This window comes from Pseudomonas sp. Irchel s3h9 (assembly GCF_900187475.1).
Taxonomy (GTDB): domain Bacteria; phylum Pseudomonadota; class Gammaproteobacteria; order Pseudomonadales; family Pseudomonadaceae; genus Aquipseudomonas; species Aquipseudomonas neuropathica.
Genome location: NZ_FYDH01000003.1, coordinates 1 through 17867, shown reverse-complemented (window position 1 = coordinate 17867; position 17867 = coordinate 1). Strand labels below are relative to the sequence as shown.

At 56.8% G+C, this 17867-nt stretch carries 17 protein-coding genes; 8 read left to right on the top strand and 9 right to left on the bottom strand.

The window, feature by feature from the left end:
- Positions 1–288 carry a hypothetical protein gene (locus CKW26_RS05335; RefSeq protein ID WP_093431076.1) on the bottom strand — a complete coding sequence of 96 codons (288 nt, stop codon included), beginning with the start codon at positions 286–288 and terminating at the stop codon, positions 1–3.
- Between the two features lie 137 nt (positions 289–425).
- On the bottom strand, positions 426–611 hold the full coding sequence (locus CKW26_RS05330) for a hypothetical protein (RefSeq protein ID WP_090283267.1): 186 nt from the start codon (positions 609–611) through the stop codon (positions 426–428).
- A 258-nt stretch (positions 612–869) separates the two neighbouring features.
- On the opposite strand from CKW26_RS05330, the gene galU reads away from it, so the two are divergent.
- Both galU and gorA read left to right on the top strand, forming a co-directional pair.
- Positions 870–1709, top strand: coding sequence for a UTP--glucose-1-phosphate uridylyltransferase GalU (gene galU / locus CKW26_RS05325; RefSeq protein ID WP_093431079.1), 840 nt, complete (start codon positions 870–872; stop codon positions 1707–1709).
- A gap of 128 nt (positions 1710–1837) precedes the next feature.
- Positions 1838–3196, top strand: a complete 1359-nt coding sequence (gorA, locus tag CKW26_RS05320; RefSeq protein WP_095047783.1) for a glutathione-disulfide reductase — start codon at positions 1838–1840, stop codon at positions 3194–3196.
- Here the strand turns inward: gorA and CKW26_RS05315 are convergent.
- Complete coding sequence (locus tag CKW26_RS05315; RefSeq protein WP_095047782.1) at positions 3193–4209, bottom strand: DNA-binding protein; 1017 nt, start codon at positions 4207–4209, stop codon at positions 3193–3195. The two genes, gorA and CKW26_RS05315, sit on opposite strands and share 4 nt — an antisense overlap.
- A gap of 177 nt (positions 4210–4386) precedes the next feature.
- Here CKW26_RS05315 and CKW26_RS05310 point away from each other — a divergent pair, with 177 nt between their 5' ends.
- From CKW26_RS05310 to ahpF, 3 genes are all read left to right on the top strand, one after another.
- Positions 4387–5325, top strand: a complete 939-nt coding sequence (locus CKW26_RS05310) for a site-specific integrase (protein WP_095047781.1) — start codon at positions 4387–4389, stop codon at positions 5323–5325.
- A 136-nt stretch (positions 5326–5461) separates the two neighbouring features.
- Entirely contained in the window at positions 5462–6025 is a 564-nt protein-coding gene (ahpC, locus tag CKW26_RS05305; protein WP_047602282.1) for an alkyl hydroperoxide reductase subunit C, read from the top strand.
- A 124-nt stretch (positions 6026–6149) separates the two neighbouring features.
- Positions 6150–7712 carry an alkyl hydroperoxide reductase subunit F gene (gene ahpF, locus CKW26_RS05300; protein ID WP_095047780.1) on the top strand — a complete coding sequence of 521 codons (1563 nt, stop codon included), beginning with the start codon at positions 6150–6152 and terminating at the stop codon, positions 7710–7712.
- 253 nt (positions 7713–7965) lie between these two features.
- Here ahpF and gloA read toward each other — a convergent pair whose 3' ends face one another.
- Positions 7966–8487 (bottom strand): lactoylglutathione lyase, encoded by a 522-nt coding sequence (gene gloA / locus CKW26_RS05295; RefSeq protein WP_007963339.1) that lies wholly within the window; start codon positions 8485–8487, stop codon positions 7966–7968.
- 139 nt (positions 8488–8626) lie between these two features.
- Here gloA and CKW26_RS05290 point away from each other — a divergent pair, with 139 nt between their 5' ends.
- Positions 8627–9145, top strand: a complete 519-nt coding sequence (locus tag CKW26_RS05290; protein ID WP_095047779.1) for a DUF4946 domain-containing protein — start codon at positions 8627–8629, stop codon at positions 9143–9145.
- A 219-nt stretch (positions 9146–9364) separates the two neighbouring features.
- On the opposite strand, the gene CKW26_RS05285 is transcribed toward CKW26_RS05290, so the two are convergent.
- Both CKW26_RS05285 and CKW26_RS05280 read right to left on the bottom strand, forming a co-directional pair.
- Positions 9365–9730 carry a histone-like nucleoid-structuring protein, MvaT/MvaU family gene (locus CKW26_RS05285; protein WP_093431101.1) on the bottom strand — a complete coding sequence of 122 codons (366 nt, stop codon included), beginning with the start codon at positions 9728–9730 and terminating at the stop codon, positions 9365–9367.
- Positions 9731–9965: 235 nt separating this feature from the next.
- Positions 9966–11501: an EAL domain-containing protein gene (locus CKW26_RS05280; RefSeq protein WP_095047778.1), complete on the bottom strand. Its 1536-nt coding sequence runs from the start codon at positions 11499–11501 to the stop codon at positions 9966–9968.
- A 364-nt stretch (positions 11502–11865) separates the two neighbouring features.
- Between CKW26_RS05280 and hppD the strand changes: the two genes are divergently transcribed.
- A complete protein-coding gene (hppD, locus tag CKW26_RS05275; RefSeq protein WP_007912211.1) occupies positions 11866–12942 on the top strand; it encodes a 4-hydroxyphenylpyruvate dioxygenase in 1077 nt (358 codons plus the stop codon).
- A 145-nt stretch (positions 12943–13087) separates the two neighbouring features.
- On the opposite strand, the gene rarD is transcribed toward hppD, so the two are convergent.
- The 3 genes from rarD to CKW26_RS05260 all read right to left on the bottom strand — a co-directional run bounded on the left by rarD (position 13088) and on the right by CKW26_RS05260 (position 17413).
- Positions 13088–13969: an EamA family transporter RarD gene (gene rarD, locus CKW26_RS05270; protein WP_093431116.1), complete on the bottom strand. Its 882-nt coding sequence runs from the start codon at positions 13967–13969 to the stop codon at positions 13088–13090.
- A gap of 202 nt (positions 13970–14171) precedes the next feature.
- Positions 14172–16286, bottom strand: a complete 2115-nt coding sequence (locus CKW26_RS05265; protein ID WP_095047777.1) for an acyltransferase family protein — start codon at positions 16284–16286, stop codon at positions 14172–14174.
- Between the two features lie 113 nt (positions 16287–16399).
- Entirely contained in the window at positions 16400–17413 is a 1014-nt protein-coding gene (locus CKW26_RS05260) for an aldo/keto reductase (protein ID WP_095047776.1), read from the bottom strand.
- Positions 17414–17707: 294 nt separating this feature from the next.
- Between CKW26_RS05260 and CKW26_RS05255 the strand changes: the two genes are divergently transcribed.
- Positions 17708–17867: transposase (locus CKW26_RS05255; protein ID WP_141231849.1), on the top strand; the 160-nt coding region annotated here is incomplete at its 3' end.

Below are 17867 nucleotides of genomic sequence, written 5' to 3'. Positions count from 1 at the left end.
CTATTTGCAGACCACGACAACGCTGCGGTTCTTGTAGTTGCCGACATCAACGCCCAGGGTTTTGTCACTTTCCTTGGGCTGGGGTGTGCCGTCGGTGCCAACGATTCGGTAGCCAGTGCCCGCGCAGGAGGCATCGGCTTTTTCATAGCAGGTCGCCCAGGAATTCGCTTCACCGGAGCAATCGATCGACAGCCCCTGTTCACCATTGTTCAGGTATGTGGGTTGGGAGGTGGCGCAACCGGCCAGTGCCAATACCGCGATCAGGGGCAGCCATTTTTTCAGATTCATGTTTGTGGTCTTCAGCGAGGGAGGGACTAGACGCTCTGACAGCGCCGGTGTGAAAAGGTTATAGCGTTTGGCCACTTGTTTGTAGGTGGGCACAAAAAAGCCCTGCGCAAGGGCAGGGCTTGGGGTGTCGCAGTCGATCAGTCCTGATCTTTGCCACGGCGCTTGGCCGATGCCGGAGTGTCGGTGAACACTGCCGCTACATCGGTCGCCATTTGCTCGCTGTCGAAAGGCCCGGCGATGTGCTCGCCATTGGTCGTGGTCAGCGTCCACTTGCCGTCTTTCTTGTCGATCACATACCCGTTGACGATTTTTACCGCGGCCATCTATCTGTCTCGTTCGCTGGTTCAAAGGCGCCATGATACCGGCAAATGCTCGCATTGGGGGGCGATGAGCGTATGGTGATTCAGTTTGTCGACTGCTTTGAGCTACGCTGATCTGGCTGCGCCAGGATGTCGATGGAACTATCGGCGAGAATATTTCTCTATGTTGGCATCGGTTAGCCAGTGCGGGGCATTGTAAGGTGCACGCCGCCTGATTAGACTGCGCCGAAACTCGTACACACAGCCCTTTCAAGGACTTATATGATCAAGAAATGCTTGTTCCCAGCAGCCGGTTACGGTACTCGCTTCCTGCCAGCGACTAAAGCCATGCCTAAAGAAATGCTGCCGGTGGTAAACAAGCCACTGATCCAGTACGGCGTTGAAGAAGCTCTGGACGCTGGCCTGACGGAAATCTCCATCGTGACCGGTCGTGGCAAGCGTGCTCTGGAAGACCACTTCGACATCAGCTACGAGCTGGAAAACCAGATCAAAGGCACCGACAAAGAGAAATACCTGGTCGGTATCCGCAAACTGCTCGACTCGTGCTCGTTCTCCTACACCCGTCAAACCGAAATGAAAGGTCTGGGCCACGCGATCCTCACTGGTCGCCCGCTGATCGGTGACGAACCGTTCGCCGTGGTCCTGGCGGACGACCTGTGCGTCAACCTCGAAGGCGACGGCGTACTGACCCAGATGGTCAAGCTGTACAAGCAGTTCCGTTGCTCGATCATCGCCATCCAGGAGGTCGATCCGCAGGAAACCAGCAAGTACGGCGTTATCGCCGGCGAGATGATCCGCGACGACATCTACCGCGTTCACAGCATGGTCGAGAAGCCAAAGCCGGAAGACGCGCCGTCGAACCTGGCTATCATCGGTCGTTACATCCTGACTCCGGACATCTTCGACCTGATCGAACAAACCGAGCCAGGCAAGGGCGGCGAAATCCAGATCACCGACGCCCTGATGAAACAAGCTCAGAACGGCTGCGTGATGGCCTACAAGTTCAAAGGCAAGCGTTTCGACTGCGGTGGCGCTGAAGGCTACATCGAAGCGACCAACTTCTGCTTCGAGAACTTCTATAAGACTGGCAAGGCTTACTAAGAGCGCTTGATTGGTCTGTAAGAAAAACCCGCTTCGGCGGGTTTTTTCATTTTGCGCCCCCATATGACTGGCAGCGCTTGCCCAATGGGTGGCTGCAGGTATGCTGATCCCCTGCCGAGGAGATAGAAATGGCCTACGATTTTGACCTTTATGTGATTGGTGCCGGTTCCGGCGGTGTGCGCGCTGCGCGTTTTGCGGCCGGTTTCGGTGCGAAAGTGGCGGTGGCGGAGAGCCGTTATCTGGGCGGGACCTGCGTCAATGTCGGCTGTGTGCCGAAAAAGCTGCTGGTGTACGGCGCGCATTTCGCCGAAGACTTTGAGCAGGCGTCCGGTTTTGGCTGGAGCCTGGGCGAAGCGAATTTCGACTGGGCGACGCTGATCGCCAACAAGGATCGTGAGATCAATCGCCTCAACGGCATCTATCGCAATCTGCTGGTCAACAGCGGCGTGACCTTGCATGAAGCGCACGCGAAGATCGTTGGCCCGCATGAAGTTGAAGTGAATGGTGAGCGTTTTACAGCGAAAAACATTCTGATCGCTACCGGTGGCTGGCCGCAGATTCCGGAGATTCCGGGGCGCGAGCACGCGATCGGTTCCAATGAGGCGTTCTTCCTCAAGGAGCTGCCAAAGCGTGTACTGGTGGTTGGCGGCGGTTACATCGCCGTCGAATTTGCCGGGATCTTCCACGGCCTTGGCGCGAACACCACGCTGCTGTATCGCGGCGATCTGTTCCTGCGCGGCTTCGATGGTTCGGTGCGCAAGCATTTGCAGGAAGAGCTCACCAAGCGTGGTCTGGACCTGCAGTTCAATGCCGACATCGCGCGTATCGACAAGCAGGTCGATGGCAGTTTGAAAGCCACCCTTAAAGATGGTCGTGTGCTGGAGGCGGATTGCGTGTTCTACGCCACGGGTCGGCGTCCGATGCTCGACAATCTGGGGTTGGAAAACACCGATGTGCAGCTCAACGACAAAGGCTTCATCAAAGTCGACGAGCAGTATCAGACCAGCGAGCCATCGATTCTGGCGCTGGGCGATGTCATTGGTCGTGTGCAACTGACGCCGGTGGCGCTGGCTGAAGGTATGGCTGTGGCACGACGTCTGTTCAAGCCAGAGCAATACCGTCCGGTGGATTACAAGATGATCCCGACGGCGGTGTTCAGCCTGCCGAACATCGGCACGGTCGGTTTGACCGAAGAAGAAGCGCGCGAGGCTGGCCACGACGTGGTGATTTTCGAAAGCCGGTTCCGGCCTATGAAGCTTACCCTGACCGAATGCCAGGAAAAAACCCTGATGAAACTGGTGGTCGACGGCAAGACCGACAAAGTCCTCGGCTGCCACATGGTCGGCCCGGACGCTGGTGAGATCGTCCAGGGCCTGGCGATTGCCTTGAAAGCTGGCGCAACCAAGCGCGACTTCGACGACACGATCGGGGTGCACCCGACGGCCGCCGAGGAGTTCGTCACCATGCGTACGCCGGTCGGCGCTTAAGCGTCTTTCGGCTTGGCTGAGTCTGGCGCTGCCGCAACGGCAGCCGCCAGACGCTGGCTTTCTTCCAGGCTTGCCTGAGCCTTATTCAATTCCTTTTCCAGTGACTGGTTGAGCAGCGTCTGCTCCTCGATGCTCTGTTTGAGTGTCTGGCTTTCCAGCGTGGCCACGCGCAGGCGTTCCTGGAGGAGGGTGCGTTCGCTGTCGACGCGGGTCGCTTGCTCCAGCAATTGGTCCTGACGCTGATTACTCTGCTTGAGCTGATCCTGCAGCAGACTCAGTTCGCGCTGCGTGCCACGGTTTTCCGTGAGCAGGCGTTCGTTGTCGCGGTGCAGTTGCGTGATCTCGTCCTGACGAACCAGTGCGCTTTGCTGCGCCTGACGCAGTTCGGCCTGAATCTGTTGCACCTGCGCTTCGTGGCGGCTCTGTTCCTGCTCGCGCTGCTCTTTGCTGGCGTTGCGGTAGTGCTCCAGCGCGTCACGGGCATGCAGGTGTTTTTCTTCCAGCGAGCGGATCTGCTCGTCCTTGTCCTGCAAGCGCAACTCAAAGTCGGCCAATGCCTGATTCAGCCCGGCATTGCGGGTCTGCTCGGTTTGCAGCATCGAGCGTGTGTTGTTCAGCGCTTCGGATTCACGTGCCAGTGCAGCGCCTTGAATGTCGTGCTCGTGTTCGAGCTTTTCCAGTGCCTGACGCGTCTGTTGCAGCTCCGACTCCAGTGCTTCGCGCTGCTCCTCGAACTGCTCGCGGGCTTGCTCGATGGGCTCTTGCGCTTGTTCTTTGAGGCGTTGGGCGAGCCTGGAGACGAGGGCGGTCAATTCGTCATCGATAGGCTCAGCCGAGGCTTCAACGGGCTGAGCGCCGTCATCCAGTTCTTTCAAATAGCGATGGATCGTGGTTTTCGAGCCGGTGTTGCCCATTTCAATGCGTACTGCATCGATGCTCGGGTGTTCGCCACGGGCGAGGATCGCTGTGCGCGCGATCTGCACCAGTGCTTTGGTAATGCCGCCACGGGCCATGTGAACTCCTACGGTTACGTACTGTGGTACATGCCACTAAAGTACGCAGTGTACCATCTCAAAAATAAAGATAAACCTTTGATAACAAAGGCACGGGATATACTGGTATTACCCAGTGTCAGACGGCAAAATGCGTTTCTGCATCCCTGTCTCAGTACGCCAGCGAGAAAACAGCCCATGAGCGATCTGGATCGCTATCTGCAAGCCGCCACCCGTGACAACACGCGCCGTAGCTATCGCGCGGCCATCGAGCATTTTGAAGTGAAGTGGGGCGGGTTCTTGCCGGCGACGGCCGACAGCGTCGCGCGGTATCTGGTGGCGCACGCCGAGGAGTTGTCGATCAATACGTTGAAACTGCGTCTGTCGGCGCTGGCGCAGTGGCACAACAGCCAAGGGTTTGCAGACCCGACCAAGGCGCCGGTGGTGCGCAAGGTTTTCAAAGGGATTCGGGCTTTGCATCCAGCGCAGGAGAAACAGGCTGAGCCGTTGCAGTTGCAGGATTTGCAGCGCGTCATCGACTGGCTGGAGCATGAGGCGCAAACCGCAAAAGAGCAGCAGGATCGTCCGTCACTGCTTAAGGCTTATCGTGATCGCGCCTTGATCCTGCTGGGATTCTGGCGCGGCTTCCGCAGCGATGAGTTGTGTCGCTTGCAAATCGAACACGTGCAAGCGCATGCCGGCAAAGGCATCACCTTGTATTTACCACGCAGCAAGGGTGATCGGGAAAATCTCGGGCAGACCTATCAAGCGCCGGCGCTGCTCAAGCTGTGCCCGGTGCAGGCCTATATCGACTGGATCACCGAAGCGGCGCTGGTACGCGGCCCGGTTTTCCGCAGCATCGACCGCTGGGGCAATCTGAATGAGGAGGGCCTGCACGCCAACAGCATCATTCCTTTGCTGCGCCAGGCGTTGCAGCGTGCCGGCATTGCCGCCGAAAACTACACCAGCCACTCCCTGCGTCGCGGCTTTGCCACGTGGGCACACCAAAGTGGCTGGGATCTGAAATCGTTGATGAGTTACGTCGGCTGGAAGGATATGAAGTCCGCGATGCGCTATGTTGAAGCCAGCCCATTCCAGGGGATGGCTCGGATTACGGATAAACCGGCTACGTCGTAGAGATCGTTTTCTTCTATTAATACAGTCAGCTAATAGCGAAAACAAATCAGCAGCATCAGGTTTGCCAATGAGCCATCCGTCGAGTGAGTGGGTAGGATTCACCCATCGAATTCACAACCCTGACGGAGAGTCATCAATGCCTATCATCAACAGCCAAGTAAAACCGTTCAAAGCTACCGCGTTCAAAAACGGCGACTTCGTTCAAGTCTCGGACGCTGACCTGAAAGGCAAGTGGTCGGTTGTATTCTTCTACCCAGCCGACTTCACCTTCGTTTGCCCAACCGAGCTGGAAGACCTGGCTGACAACTACGCTGCTTTCCAGAAACTGGGCGTAGAGATCTACAGCGTTTCCACCGACACCCACTTTGCCCACGCTGCCTGGCACAACACTTCGCCAGCCATTGGCAAAATCGAATACACCATGATCGGCGACCCGACCCACGTCATCTCCCGCAACTTCGACGTGCTGATCGAAGATGCTGGTCTGGCTGACCGTGGCACCTTCGTGATCAACCCTGAAGGCCAGATCAAAATCGTTGAACTGAACGATGGCGGCGTTGGCCGTGACGCTTCCGAGCTGCTGCGCAAGATCAAGGCTGCTCAGTACGTTGCTGCTCACCCAGGCGAAGTTTGCCCAGCCAAGTGGAAAGAAGGCGAGGCCACTCTGGCGCCGTCCCTGGACCTGGTCGGCAAGATCTAAGTCTGTGACACGCAACTCAGGGCGGTACGCCGCACCTTCTTAAGTACGCTGCACCGCCCAATAAAAATGCCCGGGCGAGATTCGCTCGGGCTTTTTTTCGCCTCAAATAAAGGAAATCGCCCGTATGTTGGACGCCAATCTTAAAGCCCAGTTGAAATCGTACCTGGAACGGGTCACCCAGCCGATCGAGATCGTTGCCTCCCTCGACGACGGTGCGAAATCCCGTGAAATGCTGGAACTGCTGAAAGACGTTGCCAGTCTTTCGAGCCAAATTACCTTGATCGACAGCGGTGACGATACACGCAAGCCATCGTTCTCGATCAACCGCCCGGGCGCCGACATCAGTCTGCGTTTCGCCGGCATCCCGATGGGCCACGAGTTCACCTCGCTGGTGCTGGCCCTGCTGCAAGTCGGCGGCCACCCATCGAAAGCCAGCGTTGAAGTGATCGAGCAGATCCGCTCGCTCAAAGGCCAGTTCAGCTTCGAGACGTACTTCTCGCTGTCCTGCCAGAACTGCCCGGACGTGGTCCAGGCGCTGAACCTGATGGCCGTGCTCAACCCGAACATCCGCCACGTCGCCATCGACGGCGCGTTGTTCCAGGACGAAGTCAACGATCGCAAGATCATGGCCGTGCCGAGCATCTACCTCAACGGTGAGAACTTTGGTCAAGGCCGCATGGGTCTAGAAGAAATCCTCGCCAAACTCGACACCGGTGCCATCGAGCGCCAGGCTGAGAAAATCAGCGCCAAAGAGGCCTTTGATGTGTTGGTCGTCGGTGGTGGCCCGGCCGGTGCGTCGGCAGCGATTTACGCTGCACGTAAAGGTATCCGCACTGGCGTCGCCGCTGAACGTTTCGGCGGGCAGGTGCTCGACACCATGGCCATCGAGAACTTCATTTCCGTACAGGAAACCGAAGGGCCGAAACTGGCCACGGCGCTGGAAGAACACGTCAAACAGTACGACGTCGACATCATGAACCTGCAACGCGCCGACAAGTTGATCCCGGGCAAAAACGGCGAGCTGCACGAAGTCCGTTTCGCCAGCGGCGCGACCCTCAAAGCCAAGAGCGTGATTCTCGCGACCGGTGCGCGCTGGCGTGAAATGAACGTGCCGGGCGAGCAGGAATACCGCAACAAAGGCGTGGCATACTGCCCGCACTGTGACGGTCCGCTGTTCAAAGGCAAGCGCGTGGCGGTGATCGGCGGCGGTAACTCCGGCGTTGAAGCGGCCATCGATCTGGCCGGCATTGTCTCGCACGTCACGCTGCTGGAGTTCGACGTACAGCTGCGCGCCGACGCCGTATTGCAGCGCAAACTGCACAGCCTGCCGAACGTCACGGTGATCACCAGTGCGCAAACCACTGAAGTCACCGGCAATGGCGAGAAGGTAAACGGCCTGCGCTACAAGGATCGCAACACCGATGAGTTGCGTACCGTCGAGCTGGAAGGGATCTTCGTGCAGATCGGTTTGCTGCCGAATACTGACTGGCTGAAGGGCACCATCGAGTTGTCGCCGCGTGGCGAGATCATCGTCGACAACCGGGGTGAAACGTCGATTCCGGGCATCTTCGCTGCCGGCGACGTGACCACCGTGCCGTACAAGCAGATCGTGATCGCGGTGGGCGAGGGCGCCAAGGCTTCGTTGAGTGCTTTCGATCACCTGATCCGCACTTCGGCTCCGGCGTAAGCGTCCAGCCAGAAATGAAAAAACCCGTGAGCGATCACGGGTTTTTTATTGCATCTGAAAAGCTGCCCCTCACCCCAGCCCTCTCCCGAAGGAGAGGGAGCCGACCGAGGTGTCTGGCGCTGTCCGTCGACCTGAAAGATCCAGTCGATTATGGATTCAATGCCAATCGTTCAAGTCGGCGTAATTCTCCAATATCCCCCAATCAGTTCCCTCTCCCTATGGGAGAGGGTTAGGGTGAGGGGCTTTTCAGTCTTTACAGCGGCGCAGGCTGAATGATCTCGACCCAGTAACCATCCGGATCCTTGATGAAAGCCAGGCTCTTCATGCGGCCATCGGTCAGGCGCTTCTGGAAGTCGCAGCCCAACTCTTCAAAGCGCGCACAGGCCGCGACGATATCCGGCACCGAAATGCAGATATGACCAAAACCACGCGGGTCGGTATTGCCGTTGTGATAGGCAAAATCCGCATCGTTTTCGGTGCCGTGGTTATGGGTCAATTCGAGAATGCCCGGGATCGATTTCATCCACTCAGTGCGGGCAGCCGCGTCGGCCGGGATCTGCGCTTTGTCGACCAGTGCGAGGAAGTACAGGCTGAACTCGGCTTCCGGGAAATCGCGTTTCTCCACCAGCGAGAAGCCCAGGACGCGGGTGTAGAAGTCCAGGGATTTAGTGATGTCTTTGACGCGCAACATGGTGTGGTTGAAAACGAAGTTGCGGGTTGCGCTGTCTGGGGTGGCGGTGACGCCGGGGAACGTATTGAGTTCGTGCAGGCTCATGGGCCCTCCAATAACTATGGGCGAGTGAATGGACGCAATGATACGCATGCCTGTCGGCATCGCCAAATGAAAGGGCAGGCTTGCCCTGCGTGCGGGCGAGCCTCAGACTTTACGGCTCAATCTGCGAGTGCGTCCGGCAATGATCCGACTGTTCAAATCCGTGTTTGTTTTTTTTGTGTTGTCGCTTGTGGCGGTCTGCGCGTCAGCGGACGAACCAAGCATTACCTGGCCAGCCGGTTGGCAAGTCGAGGCGCTGCCCGAGGCAGCTGCACAGGTTTCCCGTCAGCGCGCGGTCAAGAATGACGCCGATGGCAATCAGGTGATGGTCATGGAATTGACCATGACTCATGTCGAAGCAGGGCATCAGGTCAATTTGCAGGGCGTGCTGCTGGAGATGCGCAAGTCGATACAGAAGGACTTTTTCCAGAGCGGTTACCAAAGTGTCTGCAACAAAGTGCATCCGGCGACGCTGGGTACTTTGCCGGCACTGGAAACCACTTGCACCATCACCGAAAACGGTCGGCATGTGTTGTCGCAAACCCTAGTGGCGGCAGTCGAGGCGGACAAGGCTTATGTTCTTTCCTACGCCGGGCAAGCTGAGATTTATAAGGCCAGCGCAGACGAGATAGTGGCGCTGAGAAACAGCTTGAAACTTTAAGGTGCTGTACTCTTCACGGAGAAGGTTAGATACCCGAACGGATTAAGCACAAAGTTTAATGGCGGCCTTGATCGCAACATCGCGCCGCAAAATGTTTAGCTTTATGACTCAGCAACGTTACAGAAAACCCGCAACTTGTTCGATGAAATTCATTTCATTTGTTAGATATTGTCAACAAAAAAGCCCTGCGTCATGCAGGGCTTTTTTGTTGGCGTTGGATTAACCGCGCAACCAGGAATCAACGGTGGCTGCACCGTATTGTTCCTTCCAGGCTTTCAGGCCACGGTGATTGCCGCCCTTGGTTTCGATCAGTTCACCGGTATGCGGATTCTGATAAACCTTGACCACGCGAGCGCGGCGGGTTTTAGGGGCTGCAGAGGTCTGCAAAGCGGATTTTGCCGGGTTCGGATCGAGGATGGCGACGATGTCCTTCAGGCCTTTGCCGTAGGTTTTCATCAGCCCCTGGAGCTTTTCTTCGAATTCGATTTCTTTCTTGAGCCCGGCATCGTTCTTCAGCGATTCCAGCTGTTTGAGCTGTTCCTGAAGGGCCTTTTCAGCTGCACGAAATTCAGCGAGTCTGGACAATATCTTTACTCCAATAGTGTGTTTGGCTGATACCAACCGCAAACAAAGCTAATAAGCCAAGAGCCTTGAAGCGACTCGGTGATAAATGGCTCCCCTGCCAATCTTGCTCAGGTTGAAAAAATTGTAGTAGTTAATGCGCCAAGAGTAAATCCTGATGTTGTCCTCATGTAACAACAGCGGTCTTTTGTATCAATTTGGTGCGCCTGGCCGGTACGCTCGTCTTAATCCGGCTTAGTTAATGGTGAGTTAATGCGCTGATGAATTCCGTAGCCGGCATCGGTTTGCCGAACAGATACCCTTGCAGGAAGTTGACGTGATGTGCGGTCAGATAATCGGCTTGCGCCTGAGTTTCGACACCTTCGGCAACAATACCCAGATCAAGCTTGGCCGACAGGTCGATAATGGTATCGAGAATGTGTCGGGACAACGCATCGACACCGATCATGGCGACGAAACTCTGATCGATCTTGAGGAAATCCACATTGAATTTGCGCAAGTAGCCCAGGCTTGAGTGGCCGGTGCCGAAGTCGTCAATCGCGATCTTCACGCCCAGCGCGTGCAGTTGCTCGAACAGCTGGCGAGTGATGTCGGTCGGCTCGATCAATTCGCGCTCGGTCAACTCCAGCACCAGGTTGATGCTGTCGGCGGCGAACGCGGCGAGAAACGTTCGACAATCCTCCACCAGTTCCAGGTCTTTGCAATGGCTCGCGGTGATATTGATGCCGATATGAAATGGCGCGGTGAACGTTGCTGATAGCGGCCCCAGCAGCGCGGCAGTTTGTTGCATCAGGGCGCGGGTCATCGGCACGATCAACCCCGAATGCTCGGCGAATGGAATAAACAGATCCGGACGTACCAGGCCTTCTTTCGGGTGAGTCCAGCGCATCAACACTTCAGCTCCCGACCATGCCTTGCTGTCGCCATGCACCACGGGCTGGAAGTAGGGAATGAACTCGCCAGCCTCGAGCGCGCGGAGCATTTCGTGGCTCGGTGAAGTGGAGCGCTTCTGCAGGACATGGCCGATGGCCCCCGACACCACGCCAAAAAAAATCAGCAGACTGAACAGCGGCGGATATTCATCGACCATGTAGCGCCAGGTTTCGCCCTCGGGAAACCCGGCAGAAACACTGAACGCATAACGGGAGGAGGCCAGGGTGTTTTGCGCTATCGGCAGCGTGGGGAGGGTACCGGTGTGGACTTTGCCGTCGCCCGATAGCCAGTTATCGCCCACTTGCAGCACCAGCAACATGTGCCGGCCGATCAAACGCAACATGTTGCTTAGATGGTAACCGTCCAGTGTCGTCAATGCGCCGCCGCGACCTTCGCTGAGCCGATAAACCAACAGCGCGGTGTTGGGGGTGACCGGATTGCCGTTCATCAGCCACAACTTGCCCTGGTTGTAGTCGCCCGCGTTGACGGCTTCCTTGAAGTCGCCAAACAAAGAGCTGCAATAAAGGTTGTCGTCCCACACCAGATTGGTCGAGCGCACGAACGGGCGGCGGGTTACTTGCTCGCGCAAGGCGAGTTTGACGTTTTCGCAATTCTGGCCGGCCAATGGCAGCAATTCGCGCGCCGCTTGCGCGGTGTTGTCGAGCATCAACTCGAACTGGTGCAGCGCCTCTTCGGCGGTCTGTTGTGAACCTTGCTCCAGCGTGCGTCCGGCCTGCATGTAAAGAATGGCGCTGCCCAGCAGCACCGGAAGCAAACCGCTGAACAGCGTGACGGCGATGCGGGTGCTGCGTTTGCGGCGGGGTCTGACGGTCAACGGCATGGGCGCATCCTGTTGCGGGGGGAGTGGGACTCTCGAACGCAGGCCGGATAACGGCGCGCCGCTGAAAAGCATAGTGCAACAAAGCCCTTGCGCCGGGCGCCAAAAAGCGGATTTTATAGGGAGGGCAGACAAGCCTATTTACGCTGTGTAGAATCGGGTTACGCATACAATAATAATCGTCTTCTGGCAGCAGAAGCCTCGCCCGCAAGAGCCTTGGGTCGACAATGAAGATATTCGGGTTTCAACTGATCTACGGTGACTTCCTCGCCCGCAGTGTGCGTGGCATCTCCTGTGCGCCACCCACCGACCTCGCATGACTGACAAATAACCCTGGTTAATTGATAAGAAATGATGAGGCGCCACCATGGCAGATTTATACGAAAACCCAATGGGCCTGATGGGCTTTGAATTCATTGAGCTCGCATCGCCGGTGCCGGGCACCCTGGAGCCGATCTTCGAGATCATGGGCTTCACCAAAGTCGCGACCCACCGCTCCAAGAACGTGCACCTGTACCGTCAAGGCGCAATCAACCTGATCCTCAACAACGAACCGAACAGCGTGGCGTCGTACTTCGCCGCCGAACACGGCCCATCCGTGTGCGGCATGGCGTTCCGCGTCAAGGATTCGCAAAAAGCCTACAACCGCGCACTGGAACTCGGCGCTCAGCCGATCCATATCGAAACCGGTCCGATGGAGCTGAACCTGCCGGCGATCAAAGGCATTGGCGGCGCGCCGCTGTACCTGATCGACCGTTTCGGCGAAGGCAGCTCGATCTATGACATCGATTTCGTGTTTATCGAAGGCGTTGATCGCAACCCGGTTGGCGCTGGCCTGAAGATCATCGACCACCTGACCCACAACGTCTATCGCGGTCGCATGGCCTACTGGGCGAACTTCTACGAGAAGCTGTTCAACTTCCGCGAGATCCGTTACTTCGACATCAAGGGCGAGTACACCGGCCTGACCTCGAAAGCGATGACCGCACCGGACGGCATGATCCGCATCCCGTTGAACGAAGAGTCGTCCAAAGGCGCTGGCCAGATAGAAGAGTTCCTGATGCAGTTCAACGGTGAGGGCATCCAGCACGTTGCGTTCCTCACCGATGACCTGATCAAGACCTGGGATCAGTTAAAGAAGATCGGCATGCGTTTCATGACCGCGCCGCCAGATACTTACTACGAAATGCTCGAAGGTCGCCTGCCGAACCACGGCGAGCCGGTTGATCAGCTGCAATCGCGCGGCATCCTGCTCGACGGCGCCTCGGAGCAGGGCGATAAGCGCCTGCTCCTGCAGATCTTTTCGGAAACCCTGATGGGCCCGGTGTTCTTCGAATTCATCCAGCGCAAAGGCGATGATGGTTTCGGCGAAGGCAACTTCAAGGCCCTGTTCGAGTCGATCGAGCGCGATCAGGTGCGTCGTGGTGTGCTTGCCACTGAGTAATCCGCCACTGAAATGAAAAATCCCGGCCTGCTGAAATGCAGAGTCGGGATTTTTTTGTAGATCAAAAGATCGCAGCCTTCGGCAGCTTCTACAGGAAAAACGCATTCCAAATGTAGGAGCTGCCGAAGGCTGCGATCTTTCGCTTTTAAGGACGGCGTTGGCGCATCAGGTGTTTGAAGCCTTCGAAGACCAGCACCACTACCGCCAGCCATATCGGAATATACGTCAGCCACTCCCCGGACTTGATGCTCTCACCGAGCAACAACGCCACACCGAGCAACAGCACCGGTTCAACATAACTCAACAAGCCAAACAGACTGAACGGCAGCAAGCGGCTGGCAATGATGTACACCACCAGTGCCGACGCACTGATCAATCCCAGCAACGGAATCAGCCACATCAGCCCCGGGTACTGATCGAACACGCCGAAGCCTTGCTCGCCACCCTGCACAAACCAGTACGCCACCGGCAGCATCAGGGTCATGTCGACCCACAAGCCACCCAGGTTGTCAGTCTTGAGGTATTTGCGCAGCACGAAGTACAGCGGATAGCCGACCACGACCACCAGCGTCGCCCAAGAAAACCCACCGACCTGATACAGCTCATTGAGCACGCCCAAACTGGCGAAGAACACTGCAATTTTCTGCAAATAAGACAGGCTCTCGCCGTAGGCAATGCGCCCGGTCAGCACCATCGCCAGTGGCAACAGAAAGTAGCCCAGCGACACGTCGAGGCTGTAGCCATTGAGCGGCGCCCACATGAACAGCCACAGTTGCACGCCGAGCAGGGCAGAGGAGACGAGCAGGCCGGCGATCAATTTCGGCTTTGCCGCCATCAACCGCACCAGCTCCAGCACCCGCCGCCATTCCCCGGACACCAGCATGAACACGGTCATGCACGGCACCGTCAGGAGCATCCGCCAGCCAAAGATCTCCACGCCGCTCAACGGTGTGAGCAACGAGGTGTAGTAATACATGACGGCAAACAGCACCGAGGCCGAAACCGATAGAGCGATACCTTTAGACAAACTGTCCTCGCGGGTTGATGGTCAAACGGGGCGCGAAGGATACGTGGTTTTTGTGCTGAATATTGGGCAGATGCTCAATATTCTTCACACATATACAGTCTAGGCGTTGCCGCAGGCTGCGATCTTTTGGTCTTGCCTTTAAAAGTTGAAGATCGCAGCCTGCGGCCATTCCTCCACAAGCGTAGTCAGTGCCAGGAAAACATCACTGAGCAACCTTCAACGGATTACCGAAGCGCTTGAGGTACATCTCGCCGAACTTGTAAGAGGCGTAATCGGTGACGTGACCAATATCACGATAGACCGGCAAGCCATCGACGGTGGTCATACACGCGTCGTCTTTGCATTGCACGATTTTCGGGTCAATGACGATCAAGCCGGGATATTCAGCCTTCAGGTCATTGAAGAGTTTTTCCAGCACCGGCTCTTTGGCACCTGACCATGGCGCTGTGGCGCAGAGACTGCTTTGCTCGGCACTGCCCATCAAGCCGCGCAACTTGACCTGTTGCAGCAGGCAGGTGTTGATCCCGGCAGGCATGGGCAGCGTGTTTTCCAGAAGGACCGGCGTAGCGCCTGACTCGACAATCTTGTCCAGCGCCTTGCGGATCGCGGTGCCGAGGCGTTGTTGCGACAGTTCCGGGCTGCGCGGGTCGTCCCGTCTGGTGACGATGTCGTCGTCGAGATAGGCCTCCCAGAACTGACCCACGATCACATACTTGAAATGCTGCTTCGCAATCATCTCGTAATAGCGTTGAGTGGCGTTATGGCATTTTTGATACAGCCCGTTCGTGTATTTACTCTCGTCATAGAGGTAGATCCCGGGCAAGGCCAGGCACGCCGGGTAACCCTGTGTGAGGACGGCAAGGTTGGCATCCCTGGCCAGTGTTTCAACGAAACCCCAGTAATGATTCGAAAACGAATCGCCCATCAGCAATATTTGCGGCGCGGCCTGCACGGCGCCTGATATGCAGCCAGGATCGGCGCCATCGCTGACGCCCAGGCATCCTTCCCGATTGGCTGGAACAGAGGCTTTCAAGCCATTGAACACCTCGTTATAGCCTTGGTTGAAACGGTCGGGCCAGCCTTCATGTCTGACGCTGGCAGCGTGGAGCAGCGACAGACCGATAGCCGGTACGATCATTAGCACGACCAGCGTTTTGGCAAAGCCGAGCCTGGCCTTTCGAAACCGGTTTTCGACCAGCACATAGCAGAGCCAGGCCAGGACGAACGTCGAAACAAAGTAAAAGATGATCATCGGCGGGGTGAGGGCGATGCCCATGTAACTCATCACCGCCAGGATCGGCCAGTGCCACAAATACAAGGAGTACGAGAGCGTGCCGATAAACACCAGCGGTTTGAAGGCCAGCAGTTTCGAGGTGATGCTTGCATCACCAATACCCTGGAACAGCAGCGCTGCAGTGGCCAGGCACACGGCAATGGCGTGGTACTGCGGGAAGCCCGGCAGGATATCGTCGAGGGTGGCGCAATAGATAATCGTGACAAGCGCAAGTGCACAGACCAGAGAGGCGCTCAGGCGATTGAGCCTGAACTTGCCTGTGCCGAAGATGACTGCGCAGGAGCCAATCATCAATTCGAAAATTCGCGCGGTGAAGAAGTAGTAATTTTTTTCTGGATTGGTGTAAGACAGGTACAGCGCGAGCGCCATTGCCGCCAGGGTCAAACCGAGCACCGCCGCTTTGAAAACGCTTTTTGCCAGATAGCGGTTAAGCAACCAGAGGCCCAGTGGCAGGGCCAGATACCACTGCCATTCGATGGCCAGTGACCAGGTGTGCAGCAGTGGCAGGCTCGCCGTATCCGGCGTGGCGTAACCCGTTGTCACTTTGGAAAAGTATTGGTTGGAGATGATTAACGACGTGTACTTTTCGCTTTTGAGAAAATCGACATAGTCATCGGGCAAATACAGCAGCGTGCTGACTATCAGCGTAACGACCAGCAACGCAATCACGGCCGGTTGCAAGCGCCAGATTCGACGCGTGTAGAACCCCGAGAAAGTGAACGTGCCGTTGTTCAGCGATTTCATGATGATCGCGGTCGTCAGATAACCCGAGATCACGAAGAAGATATCGACGCCAATAAAACCGGACGGAAAAAGCGCCAGACCGCCGTGAAAAATCAATACCAACAACACCGCGATTGCGCGCAGTCCGTCAATATCCGCACGGTATTCAATCGATGGTTTGCGCTTGCCGCTAGTCGCGTTTGCTTGCGAGGAAGAGGGATCGCGCAGCTTATCGCCTGGCAGTTTGAACAGCAGACTGCGCAAAAGCTTGCTGGAAACCGCAACGGGGCGATTGGGCATTTATCAGTCCTTGGTTATTTCTGAACGATCAATCAACTCATTCCGTTTGATCGCGCTTTGATCCGCTGAAAAAACAGCCGAGGGTGTCGGCTGTCGAAGAGAGGCGGGCAAACTCAAGCCTGGTGCGGTTTACGCCCCGACACAAAATGACTCACATCGTTGAATCCAGGTGTCGATGAGTGCCCTGGCGTGACCAGCGAATCGATAAATGCCTCATCTTCAGCGCTGATCTTCACGGTCTGCGCCTTGGTGTACGCATCCCATTGCTGCTCCGTCCGCGGGCCGACGATCGCCGACGTCACGGCACTGTTGTTCAACACCCAAGCGATTGCAAACTCCACAATTGCGACGCCGCGCTGCTCGGTGTACTGCTGAATCTGTTGGGCAATACGCAGCGACTCGACGCGCCATTCGGTTTCCAGAATGCGCTTGTCCTGACGTCCGGCGCGGCTGTTGGCGTCCGGTTTGGCGTCCGGTGCGTATTTGCCGCTCAGCACGCCCCGGGCCAGCGGGCTGTAAGGCACCACACCAAGGCCATAGCTTTGCGCTGCTGTGATCTGCTCGGTCTCGGCCTGACGGTTAACGATGTTGTACAGCGGTTGGCTGATCACCGGGCGGTCAACACCGAGTTTATCGGCGATACGAATCACCTCGGCGATCCGCCAGCCGCGATAGTTGGACAACCCCCAGTAGCGAATCTTGCCCTGACGGATCAGATCGCCAATCGCCGACACGCTGACTTCAAGCGGTGTGTTGTGGTCTTCACGGTGCAGGTAATAAATGTCGAGATAGTCGGTGCCGAGCCGGGTCAGGCTGGCATCGATGCCATTGAAGATATGTTTGCGGCTCAAGCCGCTGCGGTTTGGCACGCCGTCCACCGGGCCGAAACCGACCTTGGTCGCCAGCACCCATTCATGCCGATGCCGGGCAATTGCTTCACCGACGATCTCTTCGGAGCGGCCGTTGGTGTAGACATCGGCGGTGTCGATGAAATTGATCCCCTGATCCCAGGCTTTGTCGATGATGCGCAGCGAATCCTCTGCGCTGGTCTGCTCGCCAAACATCATCGTGCCGAGGGTGAGGGTGGACACCTGTAACCCTGAGTGCCCGAGAGTGCGAAAGCTCATGCCGAAATCCTTTTGTCGGTGGGAAAGCCCTAATCAAATACCAGAAGCGCGTGACGCGGCAAAGTGAATTATTAGCTCAATACAACCCTCACCTTAACCCTCTCCCGGAGGTAGAGGGGACCGACCGAGGTGTTTCAAAGAGGTACGCCGACGTGCAATACCGAGTCGAATTCAGATCCTGAATAGCCCGGCAATCGGCTCCCTTTCCCCCTCGCCCCCCTGGGGGAGAGGGCTGGGGTTGATCTGGCTTAATGATTCTGGACACCCCTAAAGGGCGTTAATCTACGCCCAACGATGAGGTGTGATTTGACCAGACGATATTTTTCAACAGATTTCAAACGGGATGCGGCTTGCCTGGTTTTGGATAAAGACTATTCGGTGAGTGAAGCCTGCGAAGCAATGGGCGTGGGCCCTACAGCTCTGCGTCGCTGGGTTGAGCAACTGCGTGCGGAGC